We start from the raw sequence: 17,255 nt of genomic DNA, 5'->3' as shown, positions 1-17,255 counted from the left end.
ACTGCCGCCCCCCACAGGGGCAACGCTAATAGACCACTAAGAACTCAGGATTCCATGAAAGAACAAGCAAAGCGAAACACCTCCCCCGAAACCAGGCAAAATCCCAAAACACACCACAAAGCAAAAGGACACGCAGAGAAATGAGCTTAAAGGACCAACTGAAGGACCCGACGCTGCTGCGTCACGACGCGTACCTCGACGGTGAATGGCACCAAGCCGATGATGGAAAGACCTTCGAAGTCATCGACCCGTCGAACGGCGAATCGCTAGGCCGCGTCCCCCACATGGGCGCGAACGAGACGCGCCGCGCCATCGAGGCCGCCAACGCCGCCTGGCCCGCCTGGCGCAAGAAGACGGCCAAGGAACGCGCGGTCATCATGCGCCGCTGGTTCGACCTGATGACGGCGAACGCCGACGATCTCGCCCTCATCCTCACGACCGAACAAGGCAAGCCGCTCGCCGAGGCGAAAGGCGAAATCGCCTACGCCGCGTCATTCATCGAATGGTTCGCGGAGGAAGGCAAGCGCGTCGCCGGCGACACGCTCGCCACACCCGCGGCCGACAAGCGCATCGTCGTAACCAAGGAGCCGATCGGCGTCTGCGCCGCCATCACGCCGTGGAACTTCCCCGCCGCCATGATCACGCGCAAGGTCGGCCCGGCGCTCGCGGCCGGCTGCCCGATCGTCGTGAAACCCGCCGAAGCAACGCCGTTCTCCGCATTCGCGATGGCCGTCCTCGCCGAACGCGCAGGCGTGCCCAAGGGCGTGCTCAGCATCCTGACCGGCGACCCGAAAGCGATCGGCGGCGAAATGACGAGCAACCCGATCGTGCGCAAGCTCTCCTTCACCGGCTCCACCGCGGTCGGCCGCCTGCTGATGGCGCAAAGCGCACCGACCGTCAAGAAGGTCACGCTGGAACTCGGCGGCAACGCGCCCTTCATCGTCTTCGACGACGCCGATATCGACGCTGCCGTCGAAGGCGCAATCGCCTCGAAGTACCGCAACAGCGGACAAACCTGCGTGTGCACCAACCGCTTCTACGTGCACGAGCGCGTCTATGATGCCTTCGCGCAGAAAATGGCGGCCGCGGTCGGCGGGCTCAAGGTCGGACGCGGCACGGAAAGCGGCGTGGCGCTCGGGCCGCTCATCAACGAAGCTGCCGTGAAAAAGGTTGAATCGCATATCGAGGATGCGCTCGCCAAAGGCGCGTCGGTCGCGTCGGGCGGCAAGCGTCATGCGCTCGGACACGGCTTCTTCGAGCCGACCGTGCTGACCGGCGTCACGCCCGACATGAAAGTGGCGAAGGAAGAAACCTTCGGCCCGCTCGCGCCGATCTTCAAGTTCTCGTCGGACGAGGAAGTGGTACGCCTCGCCAACGACACCGAGTTCGGGCTCGCCGCCTACTTCTACAGCCGCGACATCGGCCGCATCTGGCGCGTGGCCGAGGCGCTCGAATACGGCATGGTCGGCATCAACACCGGCCTGATCTCGAACGAAGTCGCGCCGTTCGGCGGCGTGAAGCAGTCCGGGCTCGGCCGCGAAGGATCGCACTACGGCATCGACGACTATGTCGTCATCAAGTATCTCTGCATGGCAGTCTGACCGAGCCTCGGCGCCTCGCGTGCAAAAAGCCTCGCCACTTCCGTGCCGAGGCTTTTTTCTACGTGAGGCGCATTGCCGTTCAGTTCGCCGAGCTGGCCGGCGTCACCTGAACCGCCGTCGCCGACACGAATACCGCGTGGATCGTGTCGCCCTTCTTCAGCTTCTCGGCCTCGATATCGGGTGTGAGATCGAACGTCTCGGTGCGCCACGGGCCGCGCAGCGTGATCGTGCGCTTCTTCGTGTTGATGCTTTCGACCGTCGCGATGACCTCGACCTGGCGCGTCGCGTCGAAGCCCGTCACGCCCTTCGGACCCGACGTCGGCTGATAGGTCGTCGTATCGACGCGCTGGCGCTCGCCCTTCCCGCCGCCCTTCACCTTCTCGGCGCTCACGAGCAACGCGTTCTTGTAATCGACGTCGACGCGATCGCCGACATGCAACTGATCGAAGTTCGTGACTTCCTTGTTCACCAGGACCGTCGAAAGGCCTCGCGGACCGCGGATCGTCAGCGAACGGCTGGCCGGGTCGATGCCCACGATCTGCGCCTGAACGTGGATCGGCTGTGCCTGGCTGACGACCTGTTCAGCACTCTTCGCCAGCGGCTGCTCCTGCGCGATCGCCGCGTCCATTGAAGCGACCATTGCCGAGACGGAAAGAACCAGAATGGCGCATCGTTTCATGTTCATGGGATTAGTTCCTCGATTGAAATTTGCAGTACCAATTATTTAACTTTCCTGAACACCGCCACTGCGATCAAAGCGCCGTCATTTATACCGCGTAAGCTGCATGCGCGTCCAACATCTGGACGATATATTACGACTCGCCATCGCCCCGGCGGCGCGGGCCGTCAAAAGGCGGGCGCGGCGTCGAACCGGTAGAATCGGTCCCATATCCGGCGCGGGCGCACACCGCCGGCCTTTGCCGCTTCATCGATCTCTCAGGGGCGCTATGCGACGCTCGGCTTTCTTCATCCGCTTCATCGGCATCGGCATTCTGTTTCACATCTATGTCGGTGTGCGGCTCATTCCGGACGCGCCGGTCGGCCTGCCGCTCAAGGTGCTGGCGGCGGCGCTGCTGGTGGCCTCGGTCGTCTTCATTCCGCTCGGCATGGCGGCGCGCTCGATCGAGGCGCAACCGCTCGCCGACCGCTTCGCCTGGCTCGGGCTGACCGCGCTCGGCTTCTTCTCCTCGCTCCTGCTGCTGACGTTCGCTCGCGATGTCATGCTGTTCTTCGTGCATCTCGTCGACTGGCTGCGCGGCGCGCCCGTGGGCTCGCCGGTGCTCGTCGCATACAGCGCGGTCGCGGTGCCGGCGCTCGCCGTGCTGTTCTCCGCGATCGGCTTCTACAACGCGCGGCGGCGCGCCCCGATCGTGAGCGTCGACGTGCCCATCGAGAATCTGCCCGCCGCGCTCGACGGCTTCACCATCGTGCAGATCAGCGACATCCATGTCGGCCCGACCATCAAGCGCGGTTACGTGGAGCGCATCGTCGCCGCCGTAAACGGGCTGAAGCCGGATCTGATCGCGGTGACGGGCGACGTCGTCGACGGCTCGGTGCCGCATCTCGCCGACCATACGCGTCCGCTTGCCGGCTTGAGCGCGCGGCACGGCGCGTTTCTCGTCACCGGCAATCACGAGTACTACTCGGGCGCCGACAAGTGGATCGCCGAATTCCGCCGCCTGGGATTGAACGTGCTGCTCAACCAGCACGTGGTGCTGAACCACGACGGCGCGCAGGCCGTGGTCGCGGGCGTGACCGATTACGGCGCGGGCAGCTTCGATCCCGCGCATCGCAGCGATCCGGCGAAAGCGATCAGCGGCGCACCCGCCGATGCAGCCGTGCGCGTGCTGCTCGCGCACCAGCCGCGCAGCGCCACGGCCGCGGCCGAAGCGGGATTCACGCTGCAGCTTTCGGGACACACGCACGGCGGCCAGTTCCTGCCCTGGAATTGCTTCGTGCGCCTGCAGCAGCCGTTCGTCGCCGGACTCGTGAAGTTCAAGGGGCTCTGGGTCTACACAAGCCGGGGTACCGGCTACTGGGGACCGCCGAAGCGGCTGGGCGCGCCTTCGGAGATCACGCGGATTCGCCTGGTTGCCTCGAGCTGACGCATGACGATGGACTGCGAAATTTGTCGTTACGGGTCGCAACCCGAATAGAAGTGCGCCACGAGGGCTAGGACGTGCTCGATACGGCCGACGGGCTCGTCGCATAGACGCTGCGATGCGGGACCGTGCCCTCGCGCGGCCATTCCGAGCGCTCATCGAAGAACCACGCCGCGCGCTCGCGCCCCTTGCGGATCAGCGCATGAATGAGCGCGGGATTGCGGTCGAGCTTCGATGCGTAGTCGAGCGGCCCGGGATAATCCCTCGCGTCGAGATGCATCTGCACGACGCGGATCTTGATCGGCTTGTAGCGCTGCGCGAGCGTCGGGTCCATCGCCAGCAGTTCGTTCACGCGCGTCGTGAAGTAAAGCTCCTGCCCCAGCGAAAGATTGCCGGATAGTTCGTTGCGCCGGTCAATGATCTCGTTCATCGACTCAGGCAATTCCCGGCGATACTGCGGATTGATCTGCACGACCCAGATTTCGTCGGGACGCGACGCGAGATCGAGGTCGGTGAACTCGCGCACCGGCGGATTGCTGCTGAAGAGCCCGTCCCAGCACATGCGGCCGTCCGCGGCGACCGCGCGATAAAGCGGCGGCACCGCGGCCGATGCCACCAGTCGATCCTGATCCAGCGTCTCGCCCGGAAAGATCACGCGATCGCCGGTGCGCACATCGGTTGCGCCGATGAACAGCGTGGGCTTCGCGCGCCGCTCGGGCTCGGTCGGCAGCGATGCGAACGGCAGATGCTTGCCGAGCAGCTCGCGCAGGCGCTCTTCCGCGATCGGCGGATAGAGATACGGACTGATCTCCGCGTTGATCGGCAGGCGCGCGTACCACGTGCCGAGCGCATTGGCGACGATATCCGGCCCCTGCCGCGCTTCCAGATCCTTCCAGAAGCCGGCAAGACGTCGCACGGCATCCGCCGGGCCGCCGAGCAGCAGACCCGCCCACGCGAGCGCGCTGCACATCGCGCCGCCGGAGGTCCCGGAAAGCGCGACCAGGTCGAAGCGGCCGAAAAACTCGCCGCTCAGCAGCTGCTCGAGCACGCCCGCGGCGAACGCCGCATGGCTTCCGCCGCCCTGACACGCGATCGCCACTTTCGGAATGGTCGCCATCACCGCACCTCGTTCGCGTCCGCCGACATCGGCCGTACGCTACAGCATAGGCGACGCGCGCCGCTATGCCAGCGCCGCCAGCACCTGTTCCGTCGAGCGGATCCGGCCGATGCGCGGAAAGATGTAGCGGCACGTCGATTCGTGCGCGTCGGCGTGCAGGTCGCTCATCGCGTCCTCGACGAAGATCTGCTGATAGCCGCGCTCGTGCGCGCCGCGCGCGGTCGAGTCCACGCCGATCGCCGTCGCGATGCCGCCCAGCACGATCGTGTCGATGCCGCGTCGCCGCAGATGCGCGTCGAGGTCCGTGTTGTAGAACGCGCCCCACTGCCGCTTGGTGACGACGATATCCGACGGCTGCACGCCGAGCTCGGCGCACAGCTCGCTCCAGCCTTCCGGCTCCGGTGCTTGCTGGGCCTGTCCCGAGTCGGTGATCGGGCGCAGGCCGCCGGGCGCATTCGGAAACGCGACCTTGACGAGCACCACCGGCGCGCCGAGCGCGCGGAAGCGGTCGGCGAGCGCGCGCGCATTGGCGAGCACGCTCGCGGCATCATGGGGCTGCACCGGCAAGGCGGCGATGCCCGCTTGCAGATCGATCAGCACGAGCGCGGTTTTCGCGCCGTCGAGCTGGAGTTCGGGTGCGTTCATTGAAAGTCCGGAGAAAGGTTGATCGAGGCAGCGCCGCGTCAGTCGTCTTCCGGGCGGAAGACGAGCGCCGCACCGTTCATGCAGTAGCGCAGGCCCGTGGGCTTCGGGCCGTCGTCGAAGACGTGGCCGAGATGCCCGCCGCAGCGCCGGCAATGCACTTCGTTGCGCATGTGGCCGGCGGCGTCCGCGTGCATCGCGACGGCGCCGTCGAGCGGCTTCCAGAAGCTCGGCCAGCCGGTGCCGCTGTCGAACTTCGCCGCCGACGAGAACAGCGGGAGATCGCATCCGCCGCACAGGTAGACGCCGCCGCGGCGTTCGTTGAGCAGCGGGCTCGAGAACGGCGGCTCGGTGCCGCCGCGCCGCAGCACGCGGAATTGCTCGGGGGAAAGGCGGCGGCGCCAGTCCGAGGTGCTGTGATCGACTTCGTATGAGCGCGCCGGAGCCGAACGCGCCGCGCCGCCGACGAATGCGCTCGCCATCATGCCGAAAAGACTGCGCTTCGTGCGTGTCACGATTTTCATCGAATGAACGCCCTCATGTCCGGTCGCCTCGCCGGCGCGCCGCGCTACGATTTGAGCCGGTATCCCGTCTTGAAGATCCACGCGACGATCGCGATGAATACGCCGAGGAATACCACCGTCATGCCGAGACTCACGCCGACTTGGACATCCGCGAGTCCGTAAAAGCTCCAGCGAAAGCCGCTGATCAGATAGACGACCGGATTGAGCAACGCGACGGTCTTCCAGAATGGCGGCAGGATGTTGATCGAATAGAAGCTGCCGCCGAGAAACGTGAGCGGCGTGACAATCAGCAGCGGAATGATCTGCAGCTTCTCGAAGCCGTCCGCCCAGATGCCGATGATGAACCCGAGCAGGCTGAACGTCACGGACGTGAGCAGCAGGAACACGATCATCCAGACCGGATGATCGATTCTGAGCGGCACGAACAGCCTTGCGGTCAGAAGAATGATCAATCCGAGGATGACGGACTTGGTCGCGGCCGCGCCGACATAGCTCAGAACGAGCTCGAAGTACGAAACCGGCGCGGACAGCAGCTCGTAGATGGTTCCGGTGAATTTCGGAAAGTAGATGCCGAAGGACGCGTTGGCGATGCTCTGCGTCAGGAGCGACAGCATCACGAGCCCCGGCACGATGAACGCGCCGTAACTGATTCCGTCGACTTGCGGAATGCGCGAGCCGATGGCCGCGCCGAACACGACGAAGTAAAGCGACGTGGAAATGACCGGCGACACGATGCTCTGCATCAGCGTGCGCCCGGCGCGCGCCATCTCGAAACGGTAGATCGCGCGAACGGCGTATAGATTCATTTGGCTTCCCTGACGAGGCTCACGAAGATGTCTTCGAGCGAGCTTTGCGTCGTTTGCAGGTCCTTGAAACGCACGCCGGCTTCGTCGACGTGGCGCAACAGCGCGATGATGCGACCCGGCTCGTCGTGCGCATCGTAGGTGTAGGTGAGCTCGCCGCCATCCGCCGAGCGGGCAAGGCCGTAGGGCTGGAGCGCCGCCGGAATTTCCCCGAGCGGATGTTCGAGCTGCAGCGTGAGCTTCTTCTGCCCGAGCTTGCGCATGAGCTCGTGCTTCTCCTCGACGAGCACGATCTCGCCGCGGTTGATGACGCCGATGCGGTCCGCCATCTCCTCCGCCTCCTCGATGTAGTGCGTCGTCAGGATGATGGTCACGCCGTTCGACTTCAGCTCGCGCACGAGGTCCCACATGTCGCGCCGCAACTCGACGTCGACGCCCGCGGTGGGCTCGTCGAGAAAAAGGATGTCCGGCTCGTGCGCGAGCGCCTTCGCGATCAGGACGCGCCGCTTCATGCCGCCCGAGAGCGTCATGATCTTGTTGTCCTTCTTGCTCCAGAGCGAGAGCGCCTTCAGCACCTTTTCGACGTGCGCCGGGTTCTTCGGCCGGCCGAACAGCCCGCGGCTGAACGACACGGTTGCCCAGACGGTCTCGAAGGCGTCGGTGGTGAGCTCCTGCGGCACGAGGCCGATCATCGCGCGCGCGGCGCGGTAATCCGTGGCGATGTCGTGACCGGCGACGGTGACCTTGCCCTGGCTCGGATTCACGATTCCGCAGATGGTGCTGATGAGCGTCGTCTTGCCCGCGCCGTTCGGGCCGAGCAGCGCGAAAATCTCGCCGCGCCGGATCTCCAGGTTCACGTCCCGGAGCGCGCGGAAGCCCGACCCGTAGGTCTTGGACAGATTGGAAACGGTGATGATCGTTGGCATGGCACGGACGATAGCAGATAGCGCGCGATCCGGCTCGGACGATAGGGTCGTCCGTTCGGCCGATGTCCGCCGGACGGCGCTGCGCCCGCCTTCGACGCTCGGGCGGCCACCCGACGCGCAATGGGCATATCGATTGCTTTGGAGCAGGGCGCCCAGCGCGAAGGAGTCAAAGTGAACATCCCTATTTGCTCGCCCTCGATCACCACGATGATCCGCATGGATCACACACACGTGTTGGCGGCTTTCCACCGCTATCACGCCGGCACGCCGTGGTGGCGAAAGCGGGCCATCGTCGGACTGGCCTGCACGGCGTTGGAGATTCATGCGCAGCTGGAGGAGGAAATTTTCTATCCCGCGCTCGGCATCGCACTGCCGGGGGACGAGACGCTCCTGAAAGCCAGGCCCGAGCACGACAGGATGAGAGCGGACATCGCGAAGCTGCGGGCGATGGGCCCTCACGATGCCGCCTTCGACGCACGCTTCATGCAGCTCATGCGGGAAGTGATTCATCACGTTGCGGACGAGGAAACCGTCCTGCTTCCGACCGCCGAGCGCGCGCTCGGCTCGCAGCTCGGCGAGCTCGGCGCTCGCATGACCAAACGGCGGATGCAGCTCGTCGCGCAAAACCGGCCCGCGGCCATCGCGGCGAATACGGCGGGCACGTTTCCGCTGGCGACGCTCGCCGCGATGTCGCTCGGGGCGCTCGCCGTCGCGCATTGCCTGCGGCCCTCGGCGGCGCGCCGCGCGAGGCGCCGCGCCTAGCTCGAAGGCGCGCATCGGCACGACCGATCGATCGCAACCGGCTCGCTTCGTCCGGAACGAGGATTGCTGATGCCTGCATGCCTCTGTCCGGTTTCCGTCCCTTCGCGACGACTCCGGACACGCATTGCACGCCCGACACCGGAAGACTCGCAGACCGACATGCAAAGCGCATTGAGCCCCGCAGGCATTCAGGCCAGCCGCATACTCGATCTGTGGCATCTGACGCTGGCCGTCTGCTGCGCGGTCTTCGCGGCGATTCTTCTGGCGTGCCTGATCGCGATGGTGCGTGCCCCGCGCGCCAACCGCGCGACGCCCGCGGATGTCTCTGTCGTCGGCAATCCGCAGACGCGCGTGCGCTTCTGGGTGATTGCCGCGACGGGCGTGTCCACGTTTCTGCTTTTCGGACTGGTTCTGGCGGACGTGCTTACCGACCGCGCGCTGTCGCGCCTGCCCGTAGACAATGCGCTGCGTATCGAAATGACGGGCTATCAATGGTGGTGGCAGGCGCGCTACTCGCCCGACGGCGGCGCGCCCGGCTTCACGCTCGCCAACGAGCTGCACGTTCCGGTGGGCCGCCCGGTCGTCGTGTCGCTGAAGGCCGCCGATGTCATCCATACGTTCTGGGTGCCGAATCTGCATGGAAAGAAAGACATGATTCCGGGCCGCGACGCGACCATCGAATTCCGCGCGGACAAGGCGGGCGTGTATCGCGGACAGTGCGCCGAATTCTGCGGCTACGAACATGCGCTGATGGCGTTCTCGATCGTCGCCGATCCGCCCGCGCGGTATGAAGCGTGGGCCGCACGGCAGCGCCAGCCGGCTCCGGCTCCGTCGGACGAGATGGCCGCGCGCGGCCGCGAGGTATTCATGAGCCGGGATTGCGCGCGCTGTCACGCCGTGCGCGGAACCGATGCGCAAGGCACGGTCGGTCCCGATCTCACGCATGTCGCGAGCAGGCAATTCATCGCCGCCGGCACGCTCGCCAATAATCGCGGCAACCTCGCCGGATGGATCGTCGATCCGCGCACGCTCAAGCCCGGCACGGTCATGCCGCCCACACGCCTGCAGCCCGCCGATCTCCAGGCGCTGCTCACCTGGATGGAGACGCTCGAATGAGCGACCAGCGGAATGCCGCGCCTCCCGTCGATGGCCCGCACGCGTCGCCCGCCGTGCGCGAGACGCTTGCCGCGACGTGGCGCGATCCGCCCGGCTTCATCGGCATGCTGAGCGCGATCAACCACAAGACCATCGCGCGCCGCTTCATCGTGACGACGTTCGTGTTCTTCCTGCTCGCCGGGCTGCTCGCGCTCGCCATGCGCACGCAGCTCGCGCTGCCGGACCAGCGCCTCATCGGCCCGAACCTGTACAACGAGCTCTTCACGATGCACGGCACGACGATGATGTTCCTCTTCGCCGTGCCGGTCATGCAGGCGGTCGCCGCGTTCCTCGTGCCGCTGATGATCGGCGCGCGCAGCATCGCGTTTCCGCGCATGAACGCCTATGCGTACTGGGTGTTCCTGTTCGGCGGCGTGCTGCTGTTCGCCTCGCTCGCGGTGAACACCGCGCCGAACGCCGGGTGGTTCAGCTACGTGCCGCTCGCCGGTCCCGACTTTTCGCCCAACAAGGGCGCCGACATCTGGGCGCAGATGATCACCTTCACCGAGCTCTCCGGCCTGCTCGAAGCGGTGGTGCTCATCACGACGATCTTCAAGCTGCGCGCGCCCGGCATGTCGCTCAACCGCATGCCGCTTTTCGTGTGGGCAACGCTCGTCACGCAGTTCATGGTGATCTTCGCGATGCCCGCGGTCATGCTGTGCAGCACCGCGCTCATTCTCGACCGGCTCGTCGGCACGCATTTCTACAACCCCGCCAAGGGCGGCGACGTGCTCCTGTGGCAACACCTCTTCTGGTTCTTCGGCCATCCCGAGGTGTATCTGATCTTCATTCCTCCGCTCGGCTTCATCTCGTCGATCATTCCGACCTTCGCGCGCCGCCCGGTGTTCGGCTATCCGGCGATGGTGCTCGCGCTCATCGCCACCGCGTTTCTCTCGTTCGGCCTGTGGGTGCATCACATGTTCGCGACGAACATTCCCGAGCTGGGCAAGAGCTTCTTCACGGCCGCAAGCCTGATGATCGCGATTCCATCGGCCATCCAGATCTTCTGCTGGATCGGCACGCTGTGGACCGGACGGCTCAACCTGCGCACGCCCCTGCTTTTCGTGCTCGCGTTCTTCTTCATTCTCGTGATGGGCGGCATGACCGGCATCATGGTCGCGTCCGTCCCGCTCGATCTGCAGGTTCACGATACCTACTTCGTCGTCGCGCATCTGCATTACGTGCTGCTCGGCGGCGCGGTGTTTCCGCTCTTCGGCGCCTTCTTCTACTGGTTCCCCAAGTTCGCGGGCCGCATGCTCGGCGAGCGGCTCGGCAAGTGGCAGTTCTGGCTGTTCTTCATCGGCTTCAACGTGACCTTCTTTCCGATGCATCTGCTCGGTCTCGAAGGCATGCCGCGGCGCGTCTGGACCTACCCGCACGGACTCGGCTGGGACGGCATGAACCTGACCGCGACCATCGGCGCTTACATGATCGCGGCGAGCGTGCTGCTTTTCATCGTCAATGTCGTGAAGAGCATGCGCGGCAGCGAGCGCGCGAGCGCCGATCCGTGGGGCGCCGGCACGCTCGAGTGGAGCGTGCCCTCTCCCCCTCCGCCGCACAACTTCGATGCGATTCCCGTCGTGCATGGCCGCGACCCGCTGTGGGAGCCGCCCGCGCAGCCGGCCTTCGTCGCGGGTCTCGCCGCCGACGCGCGCGAGGTGCTGGTGACGAGCGTGCTCGACGCACAGCCCGATCATCGCCCGATGTTCCCGACGCCTTCCATCTGGCCGTTCGCGAGCGCCGTGGCGACGACGATCCTTTTCATCGCTTCGATCTATACGCCGTGGGCGGTCGTGTGGGGCTCGCTGCCGGTTGCGGTCGCGGTGATCGGCTGGTTCTGGCCGAATCGCGGCGAGAACCGCGTTGCGCTCGCGCGGGAGCAACGACCATGAATGCGGATACGCGCGCGGCGAACCCTTGCCCCGACCCGGACGACACGGCGCAACGGGTGCTCGACGTACGCACGCTGCCGACCTTCGCCTTCGGTCACCGCAGCGTGATGTGGTGGAGCACGATGGGCCTGATGCTGATCGAAGGCACCGTGTTCGCCATCGCGGTGATGACGTACTTCTATTTGCGCACGCGCGCCCCGGCCTGGCCGATGGCGGCCGACGCGCCGGACCTTTCATGGGGCACGCTCAATACGCTCGTGCTGCTCGTGAGCCTGTGGCCCAACCAGCTCGCCAAGAATGCGGCGGAACGCGGCGACCGCGCAAGGGCGGCGCTGTGGCTCACCGTCTGCCTCGTTTCGGCCGTCGCGTTTCTCGTGATACGCGGATTCGAATTCGCCTCCCTGAACGTGAGCTGGTACGCGAATGCATACGGATCGGTCGTCTGGTTGCTGCTCGGCCTGCATACGACTCACCTCATTACCGACACCGTCGATACCGCCGTGCTCGCCGTGCTGCTTTTCACGGGGCCGTTCGAGGGCAAGCGGCTCGTCGATGTCAGCGAGAACGCGTTGTACTGGTACTTCGTCGTGCTGAGCTGGCTGCCGATCTACGGCGTCATCTACTGGGCGCCCCGATTCTGACTTCGAACATGAGAACCTGGCTCGCGCTTCTCGGCGCTCCGTCGATCGTGCTTGGATGCCTCGGCGTGAACTACGCGCTGATCGCGCCCGCCTGCCGCCTCGGAAGCCGCGCGCTGCTCGACGGCGTGAGCGGCGCGAGCTTCGTCGTCTGCGCGCTCGCGACGCTGCTCGCGTGGCAGCGCTGGCGCGAAACGCGCCGCGCGCTCGCCCTGCAGACGCCCGACGCTGCGGACCGGCCCGCGCGCGCCGGGTTCGTCGCGGCGGTCGCGGCCGGCGTGGGCGCGCTGTCGGTCCTGTCCGTGATCGCCATATCGATACCGCAATGGCTACTGCCCGTCTGCTGAAATACGCGTTCCCGTGCATCCTCGCCGCATGCGGCGATGCCCATGCGCATGCCGTCGCATCGGGATCGCGCACCGCCGATGCGACGCCGCTCGCCTGGACGTTCGAGCCGTGGGTGGTCATCGTGCTGGGCGTGAGCCTGATGCTCTATCTCGCGGGCTATCTGCGGCTGCGCACGCGAAGCGCGCAAGGCCGCGCGGGTCGTGCCGCGCGCCTCGCTGCCTTCAGCGCCGGCTGGCTCACGCTCGTCGCCTCGCTCGTATCGCCGCTGCATGCGTTGAGCGAATGGCTTTTTTCCGCGCACATGCTCCAGCACGAACTCTTCATGCTCGTGGCCGCGCCGCTTCTCGTGATCGGCCGGCCGCTCGCCGTATGGCTCTGGGCGTTTCCCGCCGCCGCCCGCAGGCGCATCGGCGCGGCGGCGCGCTCGCGCTGGATCAGGCGGCCGTGGCGCTGGCTGACGCTGCCCGCCGTCGCCTGGACGCTGCACGCCGCCGCGCTCTGGTGCTGGCACGCGCCGCGTTTCTTCGAAGCGGCGCTCGCCCGTCCCGGCATCCACACGCTTCAGCACGCAAGTTTTCTCGCGAGCGCGCTGCTCTTCTGGTGGACGGTGTTCGGCCGCGCGTCGGACACGCATGGCGCGTCGAACGCGCACTCGATGCTGTCGCTGTTCACGACGATGGTTCATACCGGCGCGCTCGGCGCGCTGCTCACGCTCGCGCCGGGCGTCTGGTACCCGTCATGCATCGAGACGACGCTCGCGCTCGGCTTCGATCCGTTGCAGGACCAGCAACTCGGCGGTCTCGTGATGTGGGTTCCCGGCGGTCTGGCGTATCTGATCGGCGGGCTGCTCGTCGGCGCGCGCTGGCTGGCGCGACGCCCGCCGACCGTCGCGTCCGGCGTAGCGCGCGAGGGATGAAGGCATGCACAACGTCGCGATCGCGCTTCTGGCCGTCATCGCGCTGGCCGCGTGCGAAGGGAAGCCGCCTTCGTCCGACGCCATCACCGGCGGCAATCCGCAACACGGCCTCGACGCGATCCTGCGTCATGGCTGCGGCGCCTGTCACCGGATCGACGGCGTGCCGGGCGCTTACGGCACGGTCGGACCGGCGCTGCAGAACATCGGCGAGCGCGCCTACGTCGCGGGCAAGCTGCCCAATTCGCCGGAGAATTTGCAGATGTGGATCCGCTTCCCGCAACGTATCGAGCCCGGCAGCGCGATGCCCGATCTCGGCGTCGACGAGATCGACGCGCGCGACATCGCCGCCTATCTGTATCACCAATCACGATGAACACGGCGCGCGCCCTTTCCCGTTTCGTTGCGGTCCTGCTGCTGTGGCCGTGCGCCCTCATGGCGGCCGATGCGCCGGCGTCGCCGGAACTGCTCGCGCGCGGCGCGTACGTCGCGAAAGCGGCGGATTGCGCGGGCTGCCATACCGCGCCGCTCCACGGCGCGCCGTTTGCGGGCGGGCTCGAGATGACTTCGCCGTTCGGCACCATCGTCAGCAGCAATATCACGCCGGACCGGGAGACCGGCATCGGCGCGTACAGCTATGAGGATTTCGCGAGAGCGCTGCGCGAGGGCGTCGCGCCCGGCGGCAAGGGCCTGTATCCCGCGATGCCGTATCCCGCCTTCGTGAAGATCACCGACGACGACATGCGCGCGCTCTATGCCTACATGATGCACGGCGTGCCGCCCGTGCGGCACCGGCCGCCCGAAACCAGGGTGCCGTTTCCGTTCAATCAGCGCTGGGCATTGCGCGTGTGGCGGGCGGTTTTCTCGCCCAAGGAGCGGTTCGAGCCGCGCGCCGATCGCGATGCGAGCTGGAATCGCGGTGCGTATCTCGTGCAGTCCGTCGGGCACTGCGGTTCGTGTCATACCCCGCGCGGCATCGGCTATCAGGAGCGCGGCTACGACGAATCGTCGAAGACGTTCCTTTCCGGCGGCGTCAACGACAACTGGTTCGCGCCGAATCTGCGCGCCGATCCCGGCTCCGGCCTGGGACGCATCGCGCAGGATGACATCGCCGCATTCCTCAAGACGGGACATGGCGCGGGCATGGTCGCGTATGGCAGCATGGTCGAAACGGTCGAGGACAGCCTGCAATATCTGACCGACGACGACCTGCGCTCGATCGCGGTCTATCTGAAGACGCTGCCCGCCACCGGCGCCGCGGACGGCGTGTTCGACCCGGCGCTCGCGCAGCAAGGACGTCTCAAGACGCGGGCCCCCGACACTCCGCCCGAGCAGGGCGCGGCGGTGTACGCGGGATTCTGTGCGCAATGCCATCGTGGCGACGGTCGAGGCGTGCCCAATGCGTTTCCAGCGCTCGCGGGCAATCCGTCCGTCATCGGCGAGGACACGACGTCGCTCATCCGGCTGCTCGTCGAGGGCGGCAACAGTCCCGCGACGATTCACGGTCCGCCGCGCCAGCCGATGCCGTCATTCGCCGGCCGCCTGACCGATGCGCAGATCGCGCAGGTGCTCACTTTCGTACGCGCGTCATGGGGCAACGATGCGCGCCCCGTCACGACGAACGACGTCTCCTCGATGCGCAGCGGATTGCACGAGTGAGTCCGGCCGACTGACGCCGATCGAGCCACCCGTCCTGCATCAATCTTCTGCCGATTTTGAATTCCCGAGCGGCACGATTGACCGCCGCGCCTCGGTCAGCCTCGCGTCGACCAGGATTTGCGCCCGTATCCGCTGATATTCCCGCCGCTCGACCGGCACGACACCGGGCTTGCCCAGATCGTTCAGGTGGATCCGGTAGGTTTCCCGTGCGGTCAGCGCCGCGGCCGCCGCGATGATCGTCGCCGCAAAAGTGATGGCGCCGATCGTGAACGGAATGCTGACCGAGCCCCCCGGGGGTGCCACGGCGACAAACAGCGCAGGCAGCAGCGCCGCGATGGTGATTCCGGTGTTATGCCCGATCGCCACCCCCGTGACCCGATTGCGGGTGCGGAACAGCTCCGGATAGAAACTCGGAAAGATGGCGTTGAAGCCCTGGTAGGCGAGGCCCCACATCAGCAGCGCCATGACGATCGCCAGCGGCGCGTTATGGATGCTGATGCTATAGAGATAGCCGAACGAAAGCAGGCCGGAGCCGAGCGCACCGACGACCGTCGGAAGCTTGCGGCCGACCTTGTCCGACAGATTGCCGACATAGGGGATCAGGATCACCGCCAGGATGTTGCCGAGCACCGGAATCCACAGGTAGACGTCCGCATGGAAGCCGATGCCGTAGGCCGGCTGCACCGCATACGCCGCACCGAAGATCGTCGCCACCACGGGAATGACGGTCGTCAATGACATGCAGGCAACGCGGAACATATCGGCCCAGCTGTCGGTGAAAGCCTGGATGATCGGCGACTTGGCAATCTCGCCATGCTCATCCTCTTCGACAAAGGCCGGTGTCTCATCGACATCGCGGCGAATGTAATAACCCGCGACGATAATAAAGAAACTCAAGAGGAAGGGTATGCGCCAGCCCCAGGCATTGAACGCGTCCGTCGGTATGTAGTGCGCGAGCGGCAGGAACACCGCCGCAGCCAGAATCTGGCCGGCCTGTACACCCTGCAGCGTGAAGCTCGCGAAGAAGCCACGCCGGCCGAACGGGGCGTGCTCGAGAACCATCGAGCTTGCACCCGCGATTTCCCCGGCCACCGCGAAGCCCTGAATCAGCCGCATGGCGACCAGTCCTGCCGGCGCCCATAGGCCCACCTGCCCATAGGTCGGCAGCAGGCCGACGGCCATGGTCGAGAAGCCCATCATGAACATGCACAGGATCAGCACGAACTTGCGGCCGTGGGTGTCGCCCAGGTGGCCCAGTACGAGCGCGCCGATCGGACGCGCCACATAGCCGACACCGTAGGTCGCCAGCGACGCGACGATGGCGATCTTCGGGTCGCCCTGCGGAAAAAAGATCTGCGGGAAGATCAGCGATGCCGCCGTGGCGTAGATGAAGAAGTCGTAGTACTCCAGCGTCGAGCCGATCCAGCCGCTGGCGGCGGCTTTCTTCGACTGGCGCCTGCCTTTCGGCTCGTTGCTCTTTGGGTTGGTCATGTGTGTCTCCGGTTTCGCGGTCGATGGTTAGCGCGATCGCGAGATGGCGTCAGTAGTGAGGTATGGGCGGGTTGATGGCGATCGATTTCAAGCAGCGGGTCTCTGCGCGGGCATTTAGGCTTTTCTGCTGGATTCATCCTTGTCTGTTTCCACGAACTGGTCATCCGTGCGTTCTCCGATTTGTAACGCACCGGATAGTTACTTAAAGCGCATATTATGGCCCATTCCGCGACCGGTCAAAGGGGGCACGTGCTTGCGTGCGGCAGCAGCCTGTTCGACGAGTTCGAGATGCGTGTGCGGCGGAGTGAGCACCGGCACAGCGTCGACACGTGGATCCTTCAATACCGCGTCGAACGACTCGCCAACGGGAAAGCCGTATGCGTTGGCAAATCGTTCGAGCCGTTCTGGCGAACGACCGACGACGGCAACTACCTCCGCTTCGTCGCGCAGATCGTTTAGTGCAAGCGCGTGAGGCTAACAGCCAGTCCAGCACCAACGATCGCGATTCGAGTCTTGCGCATCGAGACGTACTTCAGATGAGCGCGGTCAACTCCGGAACGGCTTCGAACAGATCCTGAGCCAGACCATAATCCGCAACGCTGAAAATCGGCGCTTCGGGGTCTTTGTTGATCGCGACGATCACCTTCGAGTCTTTCATGCCGGCCAGGTGCTGGATCGCACC

General features: G+C 65.7%; 18 protein-coding genes and 1 pseudogene. 10 read left to right on the top strand and 9 right to left on the bottom strand.

Annotated features, from left to right (window positions below; translation table 11 throughout):
* The first annotated feature begins 140 nt into the window (after positions 1 to 140).
* Entirely contained in the window at positions 141 to 1,601 is a 1,461-nt protein-coding gene (locus AWB83_RS33985) for an NAD-dependent succinate-semialdehyde dehydrogenase (RefSeq protein WP_087049986.1), read from the top strand.
* 79 nt (positions 1,602 to 1,680) lie between these two features.
* Here AWB83_RS33985 and AWB83_RS33980 read toward each other — a convergent pair whose 3' ends face one another.
* The gene (locus AWB83_RS33980) at positions 1,681 to 2,280 is read right to left on the bottom strand and encodes a hypothetical protein (protein ID WP_087049993.1); all 600 of its coding nucleotides are present in this window, start codon (positions 2,278 to 2,280) and stop codon (positions 1,681 to 1,683) included.
* 268 nt (positions 2,281 to 2,548) lie between these two features.
* Between AWB83_RS33980 and AWB83_RS33975 the strand changes: the two genes are divergently transcribed.
* Positions 2,549 to 3,706, top strand: coding sequence for a metallophosphoesterase (locus AWB83_RS33975; RefSeq protein ID WP_087049985.1), 1,158 nt, complete (start codon positions 2,549 to 2,551; stop codon positions 3,704 to 3,706).
* A 67-nt stretch (positions 3,707 to 3,773) separates the two neighbouring features.
* Here AWB83_RS33975 and AWB83_RS33970 read toward each other — a convergent pair whose 3' ends face one another.
* From AWB83_RS33970 to AWB83_RS33950, 5 genes are all read right to left on the bottom strand, one after another.
* Complete coding sequence (locus AWB83_RS33970; RefSeq protein WP_087049984.1) at positions 3,774 to 4,820, bottom strand: patatin-like phospholipase family protein; 1,047 nt, start codon at positions 4,818 to 4,820, stop codon at positions 3,774 to 3,776.
* A 63-nt stretch (positions 4,821 to 4,883) separates the two neighbouring features.
* Positions 4,884 to 5,465 carry a hydrolase gene (locus tag AWB83_RS33965; protein ID WP_087049983.1) on the bottom strand — a complete coding sequence of 194 codons (582 nt, stop codon included), beginning with the start codon at positions 5,463 to 5,465 and terminating at the stop codon, positions 4,884 to 4,886.
* Between the two features lie 38 nt (positions 5,466 to 5,503).
* Positions 5,504 to 5,986 (bottom strand): peptide-methionine (R)-S-oxide reductase MsrB, encoded by a 483-nt coding sequence (gene msrB, locus AWB83_RS33960; RefSeq protein WP_087049982.1) that lies wholly within the window; start codon positions 5,984 to 5,986, stop codon positions 5,504 to 5,506.
* 44 nt (positions 5,987 to 6,030) lie between these two features.
* On the bottom strand, positions 6,031 to 6,792 hold the full coding sequence (locus AWB83_RS33955) for an ABC transporter permease (RefSeq protein WP_087049981.1): 762 nt from the start codon (positions 6,790 to 6,792) through the stop codon (positions 6,031 to 6,033).
* Complete coding sequence (locus tag AWB83_RS33950) at positions 6,789 to 7,715, bottom strand: ABC transporter ATP-binding protein (RefSeq protein ID WP_087049980.1); 927 nt, start codon at positions 7,713 to 7,715, stop codon at positions 6,789 to 6,791. Before AWB83_RS33950 ends, AWB83_RS33955 begins: the two co-directional genes overlap by 4 nt.
* A gap of 207 nt (positions 7,716 to 7,922) precedes the next feature.
* Here AWB83_RS33950 and AWB83_RS33945 point away from each other — a divergent pair, with 207 nt between their 5' ends.
* The 8 genes from AWB83_RS33945 (at position 7,923) to AWB83_RS33910 (ending at position 15,082) form a co-directional block, all read left to right on the top strand.
* Entirely contained in the window at positions 7,923 to 8,477 is a 555-nt protein-coding gene (locus AWB83_RS33945; RefSeq protein ID WP_279629107.1) for a hemerythrin domain-containing protein, read from the top strand.
* A 159-nt stretch (positions 8,478 to 8,636) separates the two neighbouring features.
* On the top strand, positions 8,637 to 9,593 hold the full coding sequence (locus tag AWB83_RS33940; RefSeq protein WP_087049978.1) for a cytochrome c oxidase subunit II: 957 nt from the start codon (positions 8,637 to 8,639) through the stop codon (positions 9,591 to 9,593).
* Positions 9,590 to 11,524, top strand: a complete 1,935-nt coding sequence (gene ctaD, locus AWB83_RS33935) for a cytochrome c oxidase subunit I (RefSeq protein WP_087049977.1) — start codon at positions 9,590 to 9,592, stop codon at positions 11,522 to 11,524. The genes AWB83_RS33940 and ctaD overlap by 4 nt, the downstream gene beginning before the upstream one ends.
* On the top strand, positions 11,521 to 12,165 hold the full coding sequence (locus tag AWB83_RS33930; protein WP_087049976.1) for a cytochrome c oxidase subunit 3: 645 nt from the start codon (positions 11,521 to 11,523) through the stop codon (positions 12,163 to 12,165). The genes ctaD and AWB83_RS33930 overlap by 4 nt, the downstream gene beginning before the upstream one ends.
* Before the next feature lie 8 nt (positions 12,166 to 12,173).
* Positions 12,174 to 12,509, top strand: a complete 336-nt coding sequence (locus tag AWB83_RS33925; RefSeq protein WP_087049975.1) for a hypothetical protein — start codon at positions 12,174 to 12,176, stop codon at positions 12,507 to 12,509.
* The gene (locus AWB83_RS33920) at positions 12,488 to 13,426 is read left to right on the top strand and encodes a cytochrome c oxidase assembly protein (RefSeq protein WP_087049974.1); all 939 of its coding nucleotides are present in this window, start codon (positions 12,488 to 12,490) and stop codon (positions 13,424 to 13,426) included. Before AWB83_RS33925 ends, AWB83_RS33920 begins: the two co-directional genes overlap by 22 nt.
* A 4-nt stretch (positions 13,427 to 13,430) precedes the next feature.
* The gene (locus AWB83_RS33915; protein WP_087049973.1) at positions 13,431 to 13,799 is read left to right on the top strand and encodes a c-type cytochrome; all 369 of its coding nucleotides are present in this window, start codon (positions 13,431 to 13,433) and stop codon (positions 13,797 to 13,799) included.
* Complete coding sequence (locus AWB83_RS33910; RefSeq protein WP_087049972.1) at positions 13,796 to 15,082, top strand: cytochrome c; 1,287 nt, start codon at positions 13,796 to 13,798, stop codon at positions 15,080 to 15,082. Before AWB83_RS33915 ends, AWB83_RS33910 begins: the two co-directional genes overlap by 4 nt.
* Positions 15,083 to 15,121: 39 nt before the next feature.
* On the opposite strand, the gene AWB83_RS33905 is transcribed toward AWB83_RS33910, so the two are convergent.
* The 3 genes and pseudogenes from AWB83_RS33905 to AWB83_RS35880 all read right to left on the bottom strand — a co-directional run.
* Positions 15,122 to 16,573, bottom strand: coding sequence for an MFS transporter (locus AWB83_RS33905; protein WP_087049971.1), 1,452 nt, complete (start codon positions 16,571 to 16,573; stop codon positions 15,122 to 15,124).
* Positions 16,574 to 16,771: 198 nt separating this feature from the next.
* Positions 16,772 to 17,023 carry a Gfo/Idh/MocA family protein gene (locus tag AWB83_RS37795; protein WP_087049970.1) on the bottom strand — a complete coding sequence of 84 codons (252 nt, stop codon included), beginning with the start codon at positions 17,021 to 17,023 and terminating at the stop codon, positions 16,772 to 16,774.
* 82 nt (positions 17,024 to 17,105) lie between these two features.
* A pseudogene (locus AWB83_RS35880) lies at positions 17,106 to 17,255 on the bottom strand (electron transfer flavoprotein subunit alpha/FixB family protein); the annotation flags it as partial.

Origin of the sequence: Caballeronia ptereochthonis (assembly GCF_001545075.1) — a bacterium.
GTDB classification, from domain to species: domain Bacteria; phylum Pseudomonadota; class Gammaproteobacteria; order Burkholderiales; family Burkholderiaceae; genus Caballeronia; species Caballeronia ptereochthonis.
This window is presented reverse-complemented; position numbering and strand designations above follow the sequence as displayed.

Bases quoted from the DNA above. Each gene is read 5' to 3' on its own strand.
- AWB83_RS33940 (WP_087049978.1), top strand. From the start codon at position 8,637: ATGCAAAGCGCATTGAGCCCCGCAGGCATTCAGGCCAGCCGCATACTC.
- AWB83_RS33910 (WP_087049972.1), top strand. From the start codon at position 13,796: ATGAACACGGCGCGCGCCCTTTCCCGTTTCGTTGCGGTCCTGCTGCTG.
- ctaD (WP_087049977.1), top strand. From the start codon at position 9,590: ATGAGCGACCAGCGGAATGCCGCGCCTCCCGTCGATGGCCCGCACGCG.
- AWB83_RS33950 (WP_087049980.1), bottom strand. From the start codon at position 7,715: ATGCCAACGATCATCACCGTTTCCAATCTGTCCAAGACCTACGGGTCG.
- AWB83_RS33970 (WP_087049984.1), bottom strand. From the start codon at position 4,820: ATGGCGACCATTCCGAAAGTGGCGATCGCGTGTCAGGGCGGCGGAAGC.
- AWB83_RS33975 (WP_087049985.1), top strand. From the start codon at position 2,549: ATGCGACGCTCGGCTTTCTTCATCCGCTTCATCGGCATCGGCATTCTG.
- AWB83_RS33915 (WP_087049973.1), top strand. From the start codon at position 13,431: ATGCACAACGTCGCGATCGCGCTTCTGGCCGTCATCGCGCTGGCCGCG.
- AWB83_RS33980 (WP_087049993.1), bottom strand. From the start codon at position 2,280: ATGAAACGATGCGCCATTCTGGTTCTTTCCGTCTCGGCAATGGTCGCT.
- msrB (WP_087049982.1), bottom strand. From the start codon at position 5,986: ATGAAAATCGTGACACGCACGAAGCGCAGTCTTTTCGGCATGATGGCG.
- AWB83_RS33945 (WP_279629107.1), top strand. From the start codon at position 7,923: ATGATCCGCATGGATCACACACACGTGTTGGCGGCTTTCCACCGCTAT.
- AWB83_RS33905 (WP_087049971.1), bottom strand. From the start codon at position 16,573: ATGACCAACCCAAAGAGCAACGAGCCGAAAGGCAGGCGCCAGTCGAAG.
- AWB83_RS33920 (WP_087049974.1), top strand. From the start codon at position 12,488: ATGGCTACTGCCCGTCTGCTGAAATACGCGTTCCCGTGCATCCTCGCC.
- AWB83_RS33965 (WP_087049983.1), bottom strand. From the start codon at position 5,465: ATGAACGCACCCGAACTCCAGCTCGACGGCGCGAAAACCGCGCTCGTG.
- AWB83_RS33985 (WP_087049986.1), top strand. From the start codon at position 141: ATGAGCTTAAAGGACCAACTGAAGGACCCGACGCTGCTGCGTCACGAC.
- AWB83_RS33925 (WP_087049975.1), top strand. From the start codon at position 12,174: ATGAGAACCTGGCTCGCGCTTCTCGGCGCTCCGTCGATCGTGCTTGGA.
- AWB83_RS33955 (WP_087049981.1), bottom strand. From the start codon at position 6,792: ATGAATCTATACGCCGTTCGCGCGATCTACCGTTTCGAGATGGCGCGC.
- AWB83_RS33930 (WP_087049976.1), top strand. From the start codon at position 11,521: ATGAATGCGGATACGCGCGCGGCGAACCCTTGCCCCGACCCGGACGAC.